We start from the raw sequence: 14,245 nt of genomic DNA on the forward strand, positions 1-14,245 counted from the left end.
GAAAATAAAGCACGTTAAGCTGGTTGCAGCGGCCGTAGCGGCCTGAACTTGCCCGCGCCGATCTTGGCGTTGCTGCGCCAGAGGTAATCGCCAGTCAGGTTGATGTGCTCCCAACCCAGCGGCGACAGATACTGCAATAGAGAGTCATCAACGGACTTGCCGTGGCCACGCAGGGCATTCGCGGCCCGTTCCAGATAAACCGTGTTCCACAGCACGATGGCTGCCGTCACCAGGTTGAGGCCGCTGGCCCGGTAGCGCTGCTGCTCGAAGCTGCGGTCACGGATTTCGCCCAGGCGGTTGAAGAACACGGCGCGAGCCAGCGCGTTGCGCGCCTCGCCTTTGTTCAGCCCGGCATGCACGCGGCGACGCAGCTCGACGCTTTGCAGCCAGTCCAGGATGAACAGCGTGCGCTCGATGCGGCCCAGCTCACGCAGAGCCACGGCCAGGCCGTTCTGGCGCGGGTAGCTGCCGAGTTTCCGCAGCATCAATGAGGCGGTCACCGTGCCCTGCTTGATCGAGGTGGCCAGCCGCAAAATTTCGTCCCAATGGGCGCGGACGTGCTTGATGTTGAGCGGGCCGCCGATCATGGGCTTCAGCGCGTCATAGGCGGCATCGCCCTTCGGGATGTAGAGCTTGGTGTCGCCCAGGTCGCGGATGCGCGGGGCGAAGCGGAAGCCCAAAAGGTGCATCAGGGCGAAGACGTGATCGGTGAAGCCCGCTGTGTCGGTGTAGTGCTCCTCGATGCGCAGGTCGGATTCGTGGTACAGCAGCCCGTCGAGCACGTAGGTTGAATCGCGCACGCCGACGTTCACGACCTTGGTGTGGAATGGCGCGTACTGGTCAGAAATGTGGGTGTAGAACGTCCGCCCTGGGCTGCTGCCGTATTTCGGGTTGATGTGGCCGGTGCTTTCGGCCTTGCTGCCGGTGCGGAAGTTCTGGCCGTCCGAGGATGATGTGGTGCCGTCGCCCCAGTGCTCGGCGAAGGGATGCCGGAACTGCGCGTTGACCAGCTCGGCCAGCGCCGCCCCGTAGGTTTGGTCGCGGATGTGCCAGGCTTGCAGCCAGGCCAGCTTGGCGTAGGTTGTGCCGGGGCAGGACTCTGCCATCTTGGTCAGGCCCAGGTTGATCGCGTCGGCGAGGATCGTGGTCAGCAGCAGGTTCTTGTCCTTGGCCAGGTCGCCCGATTTCAGGTGCGCGAAGTGCCGGGTGAAGCCCGTCCATTCGTCCACCTCCAGCAGCAATTCGGTGATCTTGACGTGCGGCAGGACCATTGCGGTCTGGTCGATCAGGGCCTGCGCGGTATCGGGCACTGCCGCGTCGAGCGGCGTGATCTTCAGGCCCGACTCCGTGATGATGGCGTCCGGCAGCTCGTTGGCCAGCGCCATGCGGTTGACGGTGGCAAGCTGTGTTTCCAGCAGCGTCAGCCGGTCGTTCAGGTACTGGTCGCAGTCGGTGGTCACGGCCAGCGGCAATTCGCTGGCCTGCTTGAGGCTGGCGAATTTCGCGGGCGGCACCAGGTAGTCCTCGAAGTCCTTGAACTGGCGGGAGCCTTGCACCCAGATGTCGCCTGAGCGCAGCGCGTTCTTCATCTCCGACAACGCGCACAACTCGTAGTAACGCCGGTCGATGCCGGCGTCGGTCATCACCAGCTTCTGCCAGCGCGGCTTGATGAAGTCGGTCGGCGCGTCGGCAGGCACCTTGCGGGCGTTGTCGCTGTTCATGCCGCGCAGCACCTCGATGGCGTCGAGTACGTCCTTGGCGGCAGGCGCGGCCCGCAGCTTGAGCACGCCGAGAAATTCCGGCGCGTAGCGGCGCAGCGTGGCGTAGCTCTCGCCGATGCGGTGCAAGAAATCGAAGTCCTCGGGCTGCGCGAGCTTCTGCGCTTCGGTGACGCTCTCGGCGAAGGCATCCCAGGACATGACGGCCTCGATGGCGGCGAACGGATCGCGGCCTGCTTGCTTGGCCTCGATCAGCGCCTGACCGATGCGCCCGAACAGCCGCACCTTGGCGTTGATCGCCTTGCCGGACGCCTGGAACTGCTGCTGATGCTTGTTCTTGGCGGCGTTGAACAGCTTGCCCAGGATGCGGTCATGCAGGTCGATGATTTCGTCGGTGACGGTGGCCATGCCCTCGATGGCGAGCGCCACCAGGGTCGCGTAGCGGCGCTGCGCCTCGAACTTGGCCAGGTCCGCGGGCGTCATCTGACCGCCCTCGCGGGCGATCTTGAGCAGGCGGTTCTGGTGTACCGACCGCTCGATGCCGGAAGGCAGGTCGAGCGCCTGCCATGCCTTGAGGCGTTCGATGTGTTCCAGCATGTGCCGCGAGTTCGGCTTGACGGGCGACTGACGCAGCCAGGCCAGCCAGGTCGTTTTGCCGTTGTCGCGACGCTTGAGCAAATCGTCGAGGCGGCGGCGATGCGCGTCCGACAGTGGTTCGGCCAAGGCCTCGTAGATGCGCCGGTTGGCGCGGGTGATCGCTTCGGCGCTCGCCCGCTCAACGGCGTTGAGGGAGGGCAGAATGACCGACTGCCGCCGCAGGTGCTCGATCAAGGCGCTGGCCAGCACGACGCCCTTGTCGGTCTGCATGGCCAGCTCGGTCAGCAACTGAACGGCCTGCCGATAGTGGCTCATGGTGAAGGGCTGGAAGCCGAACACTGTTTGAAGCTCCACCAGGTGCTCGCGCCGTGTCTGTTCCCGCTGGCCGTACTCGTCCCAGCTTTCGATGCTGACCTTGAGCTGGTCGGCGACCAGCTTCAACAAGGGCGAAAACGGTGGCTCATCGACGCCAAGGATGACACCAGGAAAGCGCAGGTAGCAGAGCTGCACGGCGAAGCCCAGCCGGTTGGCCGGACCGCGCCTCTGCCGGATGATGGACAGGTCGGTGTCGCTGAACGTGTAGTGACGGATCAGTTCTTCCTTGGCGTCCGGCAATGCCAGCAGGTTGTCACGCTCGGCGGCGGACAGGATCGAACGGCGTGGCATGGATGCTCTTTTTCTTTCTATGGCCGAGTAAATCCAGTTCCGCTAAAAAAGGCGATATAGAGCGGTATCCCGATGACCGCACTCAAGAGAATAGCCATACGCCAAGCCGCTCACCCTTCTTCACTCCAATACTGTATGTCTGCAAACAGCGCTCCGCGCGCATCAAGTGAGACTCAGGCGCAGTGCCAGCGCTGCCAGGGTCGCCGCGAGTACGGGGACGGTTAGCACAATGCCCACCTTGAAGTAATACCCCCATGTGATTGTCATTCCCTTGCGCGCCAGCACATGCAGCCAAAGCAACGTCGCCAGCGAGCCGATCGGGGTGACCTTTGGCCCCAGTGTTGACGCGCACTGAAAACTACCCAGATTTCGCGGGGTCTGCGCGCTGAAAAGTACCCAGGTGATTAACCTCCGCCGCTTCCGTCGAGGAGCGGGGAACAGAGGAGATGATCACCATGAATCTGCTGGGGAAAGTCAGACGGTTGTACTACCGTGAAGGGCTCGCGCTTTCGGAGATCGAGCGTCGCACGGGGCTGACGCGCAAGACGATCCGCAAGTGGTTGAAGGCGCCCGAGGGTGTTGAGCCGAAGTACCGACGCAAGGTCGGCGACACCAAGATCGCGCCGTACGCGGGGCAGCTGGTCAAGATGTTGGAGACCGATGCGCGGCGACCGCAACGGGACCGGCGCACGGCGCTGAAGCTGTTTGCGCAGTTGCAGACGCAGGGGTTCGACGGCGATTACAGCCGCGTCACCGAGTTCATTCGGCGCTGGAAGGCCGAAGGCGGTGCATCGGTCGCGAAGGCCTTTGTTCCGCTGCAGTTCGAGCCGGGAGAGGCGCACCAGTTCGACTGGAGCGAGGAGCATCTGGTCATCGGTGGGGTGTGGCGCAAGGTGCTCGTGGCGCACCTGAAGCTGTGCTATAGCCGTGCCTTTGTCGTGCAGGCGTATCCGACGCAGAGCCACGAGATGCTGTTCGATGCGCACGCGCGGGCGTTTGCCGCGCTCGGTGGCGTGGCCCGGCGCGGGATCTACGACAACATGAAGACCGCCGTCGACCGGGTGAAGAAAGGCAAGGCGCGGGTGGTCAATACACGCTTTGCGGCGATGGCCTCGCACTACCTGTTCGAACCGGACTTCTGCAATGTCGCCAGCGGTTGGGAGAAAGGCGTCGTCGAGAAGAACGTGCAGGATAGCCGGCGGCGGATCTGGCAGGAGGCGGCCGAGACGCGCTTTGGTTCCTTCACCGAGCTGAAACTGTGGTTGCTGGCGAAGTGTCGCAGCCTGTGGCAGCAGCTCAAGCATCCGGAGTACGACCTCAGCCTGGCGGAGATGCTCGAGCAGGAGCAGCCAAGTCTCATGCCGATGATCACGCCCTTCGACGGCTACGTGGAGACCCTCGGCAAGGTGTCGAGCACCTGCCTGGTCACGTTCGAGCGCTGCCGCTATTCAGCGCCGTGCGAGTTGGTGGGGCAGATGGTCGGCATCCGGGTGTATCCCGAGCAGATCGAGCTCGTCGCGCACGACACCGTCGTGGCCCGTCACGTGCGCAGCTTCACGCGCAACGAAGCGCGCTACGACTGGCAGCACTATCTGCCGCTGATCGAGCGCAAACCCGGTGCGCTCAGGAACGGCGCACCCTTCGCCGACATGCCCGCGCCACTGCAGACGCTGCGCGCACTGCTGCTCAAGCGCGAAGGCGGAGATCGGGTCATGGCGAAAGTGCTCGCCGCCGTGCCTCAGCATGGCCTGGGGGCGGTGATCGTGGCGGTGGAGTTGGCGCTCGAAGCGGGCCGCCCCAGCCCTGAGCACATCGAGAATGTGCTCAACCGCCTGAAGTCAGCTCCTGCCACGCCGACCGTCGACACGGTACTGACCCTGAGCGAAACACCGGTGGCAGACCCGCAGCGTTACGACCGGCTGCGTGCGGAGGTGAGCCATGCGTGATGTGCTTGCCGAACTGAAAGCCCTGCGCCTGTACGGGATGGCCGACGCCTGGGCGGAACTGGTGTCCACGAGTGAGCTCGGGTGTCAGAGTTCGGGTTGGCTACTCGAGCACTTGCTCGAGGCCGAGCATACCGACCGTCACCTGCGCTCGATCCGCTATCAACTGCAGGCGGCCCGGTTCCCGGTGCATCGGGACTTGGCCGGGTTTGACTTCGAGCAGTCGAAGGTGGAGCGGGCGCTGATTCAGGAACTCGCCACGCTCGACTTCACTGCGCCGGCCCACAACGTCGTGTTCATCGGCGGCACCGGCACTGGCAAATCGCACCTGGCCACGGCGCTGGGCGTCTCCGGGATCACCCGGCACAGCAAGCGGGTGCGATTTTACTCGACCGTTGATCTGGTCAATCTGCTCGAGCAGGAGAAGGCGGCCGGCAAAGCCGGCAAGCTCGCCTTCTCGCTGCTGCGCATGGACCTGGTGATTCTCGATGAGCTGGGCTACCTGCCGTTCAGCCAGAGCGGCGGAGCGCTGCTGTTTCACCTGCTCTCGAAGCTGTACGAGCACACCAGCGTGATGATCACGACCAACCTGAGCTTCGGCGAATGGGCGAGCGTGTTCGGCGACGCGAAGATGACGACGGCACTGCTCGACCGGCTGACCCATCACTGCCACATCGTCGAGACGGGCAACGAGTCCTATCGCTTCCGTCAGAGCTCGGCCAGCGCGCGGTCGCGGATCAAGGACCGTGAGCAATCCAAGCGCGGCACCCTTACCGAGGACGAACCGTTCTGATGCGGCGCCCGCGCAGAGAAGCCCGCTTCGGGCTACGCCCTTCGCGGGCTTCTCTGCACACACTCGCGGTCAGCAACTCGACTACACTGAACATCGGCTGCTCCATGACGAGCAGCTAAAGTGCCTGGGTAAAATTCAACGCGCACCGCTGGGTAGTTTTAGACGCGCGCCGACACGCTGACAGTGCTGTTTGCAGCACGAGAGGCGCGCGACGTAGCTCAGTCATTGCTTGAGCAAACGATTGGTTCGCGTGCGGTCATAGTCGCACCGAAAGAGTTGGCAACGGACGACTGGGTCAGGCGGGCGACCCGAAACTGCTGCGACTGGACGGTGCGCTACCTTTACGAGCACACACTCGAGAAACCCATCGAGATCCTTGCGCTGGCGGACGAGCTTTACGTGATTGCCAACGAGCAGACGCTTGGTCATAGCTTTGACCAGCAGTTTTCGGAGGGGACTGAGGACTTGCTCTGGCTGGCGCTCGAACTTGGCGTCGGCACCAAGTATCTCCATGTCGATCGAGGGCAACTGGGGAATCTTGATGTGTCCTTGAAGGCAAGGGGCGTACCCGCACGGGTGGCTGCAAGGCGCTCGAAAAGGCTTGCCTTCACACAGCAGTTGAGGGAGATCCGTCTGAGTAACGATTACGGCAGCAGCGGACTCTGGAATGAAGAAGGCAAGATGATCGGTTACGACTTATTGGATTTGCCCTTCCCGCTCGTGCGTCGGATTGCTGCCTGGCAACGGGACTTCGACGACACCGTGACGCCGCCCGACAAAGGCTGCGATCAATGGTGGGAGCGCCACGAAGAGGAAGCAGTCGAGATCGCACAGGCGCTTCAAGTGGCCGTGGGTTCACAAGTCGCCGTCAAGCTCTATTACCTGGACGCCTGGGTGACCGTTGGTCAGATCGTCCATACGAAGGGAGATCAATCATGAAATTGGCCTGGAGCAAAAGCGACGCACCGGGGGCCTCGCGTTCTCGTGAGATTCAGCGCAACTGCGGTCAACTGCTCGGACGCCTTGATGGGCTGTTGCCTTGCCTCTACATCTCGCAGTGCGGTGCGTCGTCAAGGGATCTGCGCGCACGATTCACGGAAGAAACACCCGGCCTCTTCACCGTAGGCGCGCGGACGGGGGGTGACCGTCCGGGAGTCGTGCCTCATGTTGGCCTGCTCCTGCCATTGAGCTTGTGCCGCGATGCAAGGGCGCGTGCAGCGCTCGGCGACATCCCTGCGCTGATTGACAACCCTCAGTCCGCGATGTCGGAAAGGCGGCGCGCGGTCCAATCCAAGCTCGATGAGGCATTCGGTGGCGATCTGCTCATTGCCGACAAGGAGAGCTTGGATGGGTACTTCGCCCTACGACCCGGCCCGGGTCAGTTCCATCGGCTGTCCGAGGCGTTCGACTATGTCACAGATGTCGTCGACAACCCTGCAGACACGGTTCGTATTACCGGCACGGCCCGTTTCAACTGGCGAAGCTATGGCGAACTGATGGAGTGGTATCACGGTCTGCGCGGCTCGGATCGTTTCGGCGATTGGTCAGCGTTGACGCCTGCTTCCATTTCCATCGACTGCCGGGTCGGGGCCAGGTGCCGTCGCGTCCGCAGCGTCAAAGCTGACATGACGAATACATGGCAGGGGTCGATGCGCGCCGTCCGATCCGGGTGTTGAGTCGCCCCTGCAAAAGTCACAGCACTCGTATGTCACGTGCCATCCAAAACGTCAGTCGGCCTCATCCAGACCGGAAAAACTTGGATGTGAACGCCCGACGCGTGATCGAAATGGCGGCTGGTGACACGGCTGCTTGATCTACCCCTACGAAGCGTCTCCTGCTCCGTGCAAGATCTGACAGTTCACGGTCAATGAAGTTGACCGAGCCTACATGTCTTGCAATCGGGTGAAACTTTCGAAAAAACGCCGACCGCTGCAAGGCGGTCGGCAAAAATCCTAATCAAATGGCCTGAAGCTCACTTCTAATCGGACGCTCCTGCACCACCGGGAACCCTGACATACCGATTACAGGGCAATCGCACCTTCATGTCATAACCCCAAGCAACTCGGCACGAAATTCGTCGATAGTCGCCGCCAGCATGCGCTTGGACTTGATGCTCGCCTTGCGCGTCGTGTTGAGCCGCAGCAGGTTCATCACAATGTGGCGAACGATGGCCAGGTTGTTGGCGGCATAGCCGCTGCGCACCCGTGACTGATCCTCGTTGAACTGCACGTCCAGACACCAGTGAAGCCGATTCTCCACCTCCCAGTGACTGCGTACGGCCCGAGCGATGCGCTCGGCGTCGGCGGGCAGGCTGCTGATGTAGAAGACGCGCTCGGTGCTGGTGTGATCGCCCACGGTGCGAATGCGCTCGACCACCGCGAAGCTTGCCAGATCCTGCCAGTCCTCGGACTTGTAGAGGCGATCGATCGCGGCGTAGGCGCGGCATCGGCGGATCTCGATGCGACCGTGGTCCTTGATCGTGGTCTCATGGGTCGAGCTCGGCGTCAGCGGCCCTCGCGGATCGATGTCGGCAAACAGGATCGAATCGTGCAGGTTCGGATGGTTCTCCTTCACACACAGCACGTAATGCGCGCCGCGCTCGCGGATCGTGCGGGCGATCTTTGTCTGGGTGCCCATCGCGTCGATCGTCACCACGCAGCCCTCGATCGCCAACTTGGCAAGCAGTTCGGGAATCGCGGTGATCTCGTTCGACTTCTCGGCGGTCGCCGTCTGGCCCAGCACGACGCCCATGCCGGCCGCAAACGCGCTCACCAGGTGCAACGGACTGGCGTCAGTCTTGCTCTTGCCGCCCGAGCGCCGGCTCGTCTTGCCGTCGATCGCCACGACCGTATCCCCGGCCAGCGCCGGCACCACCATGCCCACCCAGCGCCGGAACGCGGACTCGAACTCGTCGGGCGCGATCAGGCCGAACACGCGTCCGATCGTGTCGTGAGACGGGATGCCATGCTCAAGCTTCATGAAGCCTCGCAACCAGTCGATCTTGGCCTCGGCCCACAACTCGATGTCGACGAAGTCGTCGACACCCGAGAGCACCGCGCACACCGCCACCGTCAGCAACTCGGCCAGGACGTGGCGCGCATGCCGCGCGCTGCGCGGGTCGGAAATCGAGACGAACACCTGCGTCAGCGGCATGACGTTTCCTGCCTTCATGGGATACCCAAAAAGGTAGGAAACTACACAACTTATGACAATGTGAACAGGAGTCTCGCAAGGTCATGAAAGTAAAAGCGTTATTGCATTTGCTTATGCGAAGTCGGTGCGATTGCCCTGATACCGATTAACGGGTCTATGCCGGCGACAAGACGCAAACGCCCTCTTCGTAATGATTGCCTCTCCGATCGAGTCAGGACGGGTAATTCACGGCCGCCGTCAAAAAACTCCGTCCAGGCCTTCTTTACAGCCGCGATTTCATCGATGAGCCAGGGCGCGAGGTCACAGAGCACTCCGCTTACGTCACACATCGCCGGCCAATCATCCTGCAGGGCATCATCAGCAATGGATGCACACACGAAAACGAAGCTGCGCGTCGGCTCATCAAATCGAAAGACGTCACGCCCAGCAGAATGCTCAACGACGACGCAAGCAAAAGTCGCATCAACGCTTACACGTAACGAGTCGCACTGGAAAACATCGCTCGCAACAGTCGGAAAAGTGAGAGTGTCGTACATATATTTGTCCTATTCGAAATACCCCAATCGGGTACATCTCGTATAGCAACCACCTCACGTTTACTGCGTTCCATTACCCACATTTTTGCTGGAAGCGCATGCCCTGCACGCAGGCCGCCACGCGCTGAAGCCTTATCCACAGTGACTTCACCTCAGGTTCGCCATCGCCCTTTCGCCCTATGAAGCCGCCAAGCCTGGCAATCAAGTGCAGCGCCTGGCGCAGCGGCGGCGTCTTGTCCGGCATCTTCTGGCGCGCCACATCCACGCTGCCTGCCATTCCTCGCGCATGAGCAAGCTCTCGGCACAATCTGCCAACCTCTTTGCTCTCCTTCCGGACATCCTCCCCTGCTCTCTCCAAGCGAAATTTCAAGGCTCCCCGCCCTGAAAAGGGGTTTCGCGGTTTCGCGGTTTCGTGCGCACGCAAGGCCTCAGGTTCGAAAATATTTTTTGTTAGTGCTCAAACGGTGCCTATACAGAGCCTCATCACCTATGGAGCACTACCATGCAACACCCTCTTGTTGAAGCCTCAACCGATCAACCTATCCACTTGGCCAGGGCATCCCAGACGCTGGACCCGGACGACACCAACGTGCTGGACATTCTCCATGACCATTTGAAGGGATACTGTGCCGACGTCTCGGAGCGCTTGTCCGCACCGCCTGAATTTCTCATCGCTAGCACCCTCTGCGTAGTCGGCGCTGCGATCTGCAGCCGATGTGGCATTCGTCCGAAACTATTCGACTCGTGGCTAGTGACGCCGAACCTCTGGGCGCTGCTCGTCGGCGAGCCGAGCAGCATGAAATCGCCGGCGATGTCGCAGCCACTGAATTTGTTGCGACGAGTCGAGGCCCGAATTCAGAAAGCCTCGTCGGTCACGCCTCCTCCTCGTCTGATAGCTAATGACGCGACCGCCGAGAAACTGGGCGAGATCTTGCGTGACAATCCGGGCGGTCTTCTCTATGTGAGAGACGAGCTCGCTGCAGTTTTTGAGACCTGGCAGAACCCCAGCCGCAGGTCGGAACGTCAATTTTTCCTGGAAGCGTGGAACGGGACTTCGCCTTATACGTCCGACCGTATCATGCGAGGTACTACCGCGATCCAAAACCTTAGCCTCGCTGTGATGGGCACCATTCAGCCCGCCCAACTCGCCAGACAGCTGGGCATAACGGCTCTTGAGGACGGACTGGCACAGCGTTTCCAGCTGCTCGTTTTTCCCTTGCCAAGAAAGCGCGAGTTTTCCGACCAGCGGGAGGACGAGGAGGCAAAGACATTCGTCGAAGAGCTGCTTTACCGGCTCGCAACAGCTGACTACCGCCAGTTATGCAAAAGTGATGGCACCGCTATCCCGTCAATTACGTTCGCAGACGATGCATACCAGCTCTACAAAACATGGTGGATCGAAAACGCCGAATCAGCGGCTACTGATCAGGTGCTGGCGTCTTTCCTAACCAAATACGAGCGCCTAGTCCCAGCGCTTGCTCTGGTTGACCACCTCATCTCGGTGTTCTCCCCAGGAGTCCCGACCGTACTCTCCCCCGTAAGCCACCAATCATTAGCTCGCGCCATCCGACAGGCTGCGTTCTTCAAGCGACAGGTGACACGGTCAATGACTTATCTTAGCGACTCCCGCATCGAAGAAGCGGGATTAGCACTCATCCAGCGACTCTCATCAGGGCAGTTGCAAGGCACGTTCAGCGTACGTGACATCCTGCGCGCCAGCTGGTCTCGACTGACTGATCGGCAAACGGTCGAGCACGTCCTCGATCGGTTTGTTCAAAACGGAACACTTAAACGGGAGAACTCACATTCAGGCCCTGCAGGTGGTCGCCCGACGATTTACTACAGCCTTGCACACTGAACCGCGAAACCGCGAAACCGCACCCTGGCCAGGATTCGTCTTGGCTGCCGCGCCAGGGTCACCTCCACGCGCGCCATCGCCGCCAGGGTGCGAGACCACGCCTCGATGAACACCTCACACTGGCCGGGCTCAGCGGCCTGTCCGGCACAGCGCAGAGAAACCTTCGATCGACCTCTAGAACGCAGGCTCCTCAGCGGCCGCACAGGCGACTCCATGTCGCCTACACCGCCTGTCAATTAAGCGCGCTCAGGCTCGACCGACGTAACCACCGTGCGGACGAAAGTATCTTCACTGCGCGCATAGTCCCACTGCTCGATAAGGCAGTCCTTACCCTGATCGAAGCTGCGCATTGCCCGCTCACCACGCGTACAGGACGACTCTCCCCAGCGCAAGATGTTGACCGAATTGGGCACGTTGAGGCGTAGACGTGATGAGACCGCGGTTCCCGCCTGCACCACCCAGAGTCGCCGTGCCAAACCGTGCTGTGCCAACGTGTAGGGCAGATGAATGTGCCCACCGAGTACCAGATCTGCCCCGGCAGCCGACCACGTCTGCAAGGCCGCATGGTGGCCACGTAACAGGTCGGCGCGGTCCTCGGCCTTGATGACGGCCGCAGGCTGGTGGACCACCACCACGCGCAACTGCTGCGCGCGGGCGCCTGCCAGCCAGGTTGCCACACGATCGATCTGCTCCGCGGACACTTCGCCGTTCTTGAACCTCAATGCACGCGTCGTGTTGACACCAATGACGAGGAAATCATGCGAAGCGTACACGGGCTCGAGGTCAGATCCGAGCACCTTGACGTAGCGTGCGTAGGGGCGAGTGAAGCGAGCCCATAGGTCGAACAATGCAATATCGTGGTTGCCCGGTACGGCCAGAACCACGCCCCCCAGCCGATCGACGAAGGCCTTCGCCGCGCGAAACTGGACGGGCCGCGCACGCTGCGTGATGTCACCCGACAGCACAACCACATCCGGTCGCTGCTGGGCGGCCAATGCGACCAAGGCCTCGACCACCCGCGGCTCCTCGGTACCGAAATGGGTGTCGGAAATGTGTAGCAGGACACTCATTCCGCGGCCTCGGGCAGACTTGTTTTGCCCTCTGTACCAAGCGCCTGGAGCAGGTACAACGGTTTGTCCAGCACACGAATATCGATCGGCGCCCGCATGCGTGTCACTTCACCGTCAAACGCGACGACGAACTTCTTGCGCCTTGGCGCCAACCTGGGCTTCACGACCATATGCCTGAACTCGAAAGTTTCCACGCCAGCGGCCTCACCCAGCCTGCCCATTGCGCCGTGCAACATCAGTCCAAGCATCGACATCGTGCCGATGGGCCGCAGCATCAACGCGGCCATACTGCCGTCGCCGGGCGTGCCGTCCAGGGTGTCTTCGGGATCCACTCCGACCTGCTGCAACTGCAGCCGGTTGTTGCCGACGAAGAGCGTCAGAGTCTGAACATCACGAACCGAGGTCGCCGTTTCGATGTGCAGTCGCAATCGGCGTTGCGCACGCAGCAAGGTCGCACAAGCCGCCACGAACGCCACCCAGCGGCTGCGGCCAAACCGCGCTTTCCAGGCCTCGCGGTCCTGCAACAGTTCGGGGTAAACGCCCAGGCTGGCGTTGACCAGGAACACCCGGCCGTTGATAGCCCCCACCTGAACCGGCATCGGGCTCGCAGCCATCAACTGGCGTGCCGCAGTGTCGGGCTCGGTGGCGATCCCATGCGTCCTGGCAAAGTAGTTGAAGGTGCCGTAGGGGATGACGCCCATTGGGCAACCGGCTGCGTGCGCAGCCTGCGCCACCGTGCTGAGGCTTCCATCGCCACCGACGGCCACTACAGCCGTACCGCACGCCGCCGCCTCGGCGGTGGCCTCGGTGGCTACCCGTGCCAGATCAGCAGGGGCGCACGTCAGCAATTCACCCTTTCGCCCATGCTCGGCGAGCGTCCTCCGGATCACGGCACGCTTGGCCTCAAGGTCGAGCGCGCCCGCTCCGGCATTGATCACGAACAACAGGGGCGCCGCAGGGTCGAGCCGCGGAGCCGACATCTCAGCGCGGTGCGCACTGTCGGCCCCGATCGACTGGGGCTGGACATTCTCATCCATGTCAAAGCCGAACGGCGGTGATATTTCGGGTCTCGGGCATGGAACATGTTCTCCGGAAGATACTGCGGTGGGAATGCGGAGCGCCGCGGTGCGCAGCGAGTCCGAAACCTCGGGGGAACCGTCGAAGCCGATCAACAGTCTGAATGAACAACTCATTCAAGCAGGGTCTATCGGTCATGAAGGACAAGCGACGGGCCACCGTGGAACGGATTGCCGAGGCGCGACTGGCCTCGATGAACGGTACGATGGCTGACGCCGTGGGTCAAAGCAACCGGCAACGCATGGTCTGGTTGAGTCTGCTGGCCATGCCCCTTCTCATTCCGGTCGCGCTACCGGGGATGGCTTCGGTAGTGGGGGCTTTCTGCATTCTGATCGCATTCGGACTGTTTAGCGGTCGGCCGGTGCCCTTACCCGACTGGCTTGCCCGACGAGAGATGAACGATCGTGCCAGGATGCTGCTTGAGCGCGTGATCAGCAGAGTCATCCACGTCATCGCACGGTGGGGACGACCGCGTATGCTGCTCCTGACCGACAAGCCGGCGCGCATTGTGAATGGCTTGATGCTCTGTGCCGCGGGGTTGTCGATGATGGTTCCCGTCCCCATCATCAGCTTTGACAACGTGCTGCCTGCACTCGCCATCATCCTGATGTCCTGGGGGCTACGTCTGCGTGACGGCCTGATGCTGCTGGGCGGTTACCTTATGACACTGGCCGCGGTCGCATCGGTCGTGCTGCTGTGGTGGGGAGGCACCGTCGCCGCCACCGAATTGCTGTCGCTGATGGGCCTGAGTTTTGGTCAGTAAGCTCCATTGGGTCAGCTACGGTTGAACAACGCGCTTCGAATACTCACCGACCTACGTCAATTGGATGAATT

At 61.8% G+C, this 14,245-nt stretch carries 13 protein-coding genes; 6 read left to right on the forward strand and 7 right to left on the reverse strand.

What is annotated here, in order from left to right; all coding sequences use genetic code 11:
* Nucleotides 1-14: 14 nt before the first annotated feature.
* Together C662_RS15980 and C662_RS20755 are read right to left on the reverse strand one after the other, a co-directional pair.
* A complete protein-coding gene (locus C662_RS15980) occupies nucleotides 15-2,981 on the reverse strand; it encodes a Tn3 family transposase (RefSeq protein WP_002931392.1) in 2,967 nt (988 codons plus the stop codon).
* Nucleotides 2,982-3,143: 162 nt separating this feature from the next.
* The gene (locus tag C662_RS20755; protein WP_443080876.1) at nucleotides 3,144-3,422 is read right to left on the reverse strand and encodes an ArsB/NhaD family transporter; all 279 of its coding nucleotides are present in this window, start codon (nucleotides 3,420-3,422) and stop codon (nucleotides 3,144-3,146) included.
* 14 nt (nucleotides 3,423-3,436) lie between these two features.
* Here C662_RS20755 and istA point away from each other — a divergent pair, with 14 nt between their 5' ends.
* The 4 genes from istA to C662_RS20355 all read left to right on the forward strand — a co-directional run bounded on the left by istA (nucleotide 3,437) and on the right by C662_RS20355 (nucleotide 7,393).
* Nucleotides 3,437-4,927: an IS21 family transposase gene (istA, locus tag C662_RS15985; RefSeq protein WP_157354577.1), complete on the forward strand. Its 1,491-nt coding sequence runs from the start codon at nucleotides 3,437-3,439 to the stop codon at nucleotides 4,925-4,927.
* Nucleotides 4,920-5,717, forward strand: a complete 798-nt coding sequence (istB, locus tag C662_RS15990) for an IS21-like element helper ATPase IstB (protein WP_002931395.1) — start codon at nucleotides 4,920-4,922, stop codon at nucleotides 5,715-5,717. Before istA ends, istB begins: the two co-directional genes overlap by 8 nt.
* A gap of 183 nt (nucleotides 5,718-5,900) precedes the next feature.
* Nucleotides 5,901-6,656: a hypothetical protein gene (locus C662_RS15995; protein ID WP_157354579.1), complete on the forward strand. Its 756-nt coding sequence runs from the start codon at nucleotides 5,901-5,903 to the stop codon at nucleotides 6,654-6,656.
* The gene (locus tag C662_RS20355) at nucleotides 6,653-7,393 is read left to right on the forward strand and encodes a hypothetical protein (protein WP_002931406.1); all 741 of its coding nucleotides are present in this window, start codon (nucleotides 6,653-6,655) and stop codon (nucleotides 7,391-7,393) included. The genes C662_RS15995 and C662_RS20355 overlap by 4 nt, the downstream gene beginning before the upstream one ends.
* A gap of 364 nt (nucleotides 7,394-7,757) precedes the next feature.
* On the opposite strand, the gene C662_RS16005 is transcribed toward C662_RS20355, so the two are convergent.
* The 3 genes from C662_RS16005 to C662_RS20675 all read right to left on the reverse strand — a co-directional run bounded on the left by C662_RS16005 (nucleotide 7,758) and on the right by C662_RS20675 (nucleotide 9,683).
* Nucleotides 7,758-8,888, reverse strand: a complete 1,131-nt coding sequence (locus C662_RS16005; RefSeq protein ID WP_083485707.1) for an ISAs1-like element ISTha2 family transposase — start codon at nucleotides 8,886-8,888, stop codon at nucleotides 7,758-7,760.
* Nucleotides 8,889-8,968: 80 nt separating this feature from the next.
* Nucleotides 8,969-9,406: a hypothetical protein gene (locus tag C662_RS20360; protein ID WP_002931408.1), complete on the reverse strand. Its 438-nt coding sequence runs from the start codon at nucleotides 9,404-9,406 to the stop codon at nucleotides 8,969-8,971.
* A gap of 73 nt (nucleotides 9,407-9,479) precedes the next feature.
* Nucleotides 9,480-9,683, reverse strand: a complete 204-nt coding sequence (locus tag C662_RS20675) for an IS4 family transposase (protein ID WP_002931410.1) — start codon at nucleotides 9,681-9,683, stop codon at nucleotides 9,480-9,482.
* Nucleotides 9,684-9,908: 225 nt separating this feature from the next.
* On the opposite strand from C662_RS20675, the gene C662_RS16015 reads away from it, so the two are divergent.
* Nucleotides 9,909-11,264 carry a DUF3987 domain-containing protein gene (locus tag C662_RS16015; RefSeq protein WP_002931412.1) on the forward strand — a complete coding sequence of 452 codons (1,356 nt, stop codon included), beginning with the start codon at nucleotides 9,909-9,911 and terminating at the stop codon, nucleotides 11,262-11,264.
* A gap of 236 nt (nucleotides 11,265-11,500) precedes the next feature.
* Here C662_RS16015 and C662_RS16020 read toward each other — a convergent pair whose 3' ends face one another.
* A complete protein-coding gene (locus C662_RS16020) occupies nucleotides 11,501-12,334 on the reverse strand; it encodes a metallophosphoesterase family protein (protein ID WP_002931414.1) in 834 nt (277 codons plus the stop codon).
* Nucleotides 12,331-13,527 carry a diacylglycerol/lipid kinase family protein gene (locus C662_RS16025; protein WP_232433296.1) on the reverse strand — a complete coding sequence of 399 codons (1,197 nt, stop codon included), beginning with the start codon at nucleotides 13,525-13,527 and terminating at the stop codon, nucleotides 12,331-12,333. Before C662_RS16025 ends, C662_RS16020 begins: the two co-directional genes overlap by 4 nt.
* On the opposite strand from C662_RS16025, the gene C662_RS16030 reads away from it, so the two are divergent.
* Nucleotides 13,515-14,174, forward strand: coding sequence for an exopolysaccharide biosynthesis protein (locus C662_RS16030; RefSeq protein ID WP_232433297.1), 660 nt, complete (start codon nucleotides 13,515-13,517; stop codon nucleotides 14,172-14,174). The two genes, C662_RS16025 and C662_RS16030, sit on opposite strands and share 13 nt — an antisense overlap.
* Nucleotides 14,175-14,245: the final 71 nt, after the last annotated feature.

This window comes from Thauera sp. 28, from assembly GCF_000310145.2.
In the GTDB taxonomy this organism is placed as follows: Bacteria; Pseudomonadota; Gammaproteobacteria; order Burkholderiales; family Rhodocyclaceae; genus Thauera; species Thauera mechernichensis.

Bases quoted from the DNA above. Each gene is read 5' to 3' on its own strand.
- C662_RS16020 (WP_002931414.1), bottom strand. From the start codon at position 12,334: ATGAGTGTCCTGCTACACATTTCCGACACCCATTTCGGTACCGAGGAG.
- C662_RS16025 (WP_232433296.1), bottom strand. From the start codon at position 13,527: ATGAGTTGTTCATTCAGACTGTTGATCGGCTTCGACGGTTCCCCCGAG.
- C662_RS16030 (WP_232433297.1), top strand. From the start codon at position 13,515: ATGAACAACTCATTCAAGCAGGGTCTATCGGTCATGAAGGACAAGCGA.
- C662_RS15980 (WP_002931392.1), bottom strand. From the start codon at position 2,981: ATGCCACGCCGTTCGATCCTGTCCGCCGCCGAGCGTGACAACCTGCTG.
- C662_RS16015 (WP_002931412.1), top strand. From the start codon at position 9,909: ATGCAACACCCTCTTGTTGAAGCCTCAACCGATCAACCTATCCACTTG.
- istA (WP_157354577.1), top strand. From the start codon at position 3,437: ATGAATCTGCTGGGGAAAGTCAGACGGTTGTACTACCGTGAAGGGCTC.
- C662_RS16005 (WP_083485707.1), bottom strand. From the start codon at position 8,888: ATGAAGGCAGGAAACGTCATGCCGCTGACGCAGGTGTTCGTCTCGATT.
- C662_RS20675 (WP_002931410.1), bottom strand. From the start codon at position 9,683: ATGGCAGGCAGCGTGGATGTGGCGCGCCAGAAGATGCCGGACAAGACG.
- istB (WP_002931395.1), top strand. From the start codon at position 4,920: ATGCGTGATGTGCTTGCCGAACTGAAAGCCCTGCGCCTGTACGGGATG.
- C662_RS20355 (WP_002931406.1), top strand. From the start codon at position 6,653: ATGAAATTGGCCTGGAGCAAAAGCGACGCACCGGGGGCCTCGCGTTCT.
- C662_RS20360 (WP_002931408.1), bottom strand. From the start codon at position 9,406: ATGTACGACACTCTCACTTTTCCGACTGTTGCGAGCGATGTTTTCCAG.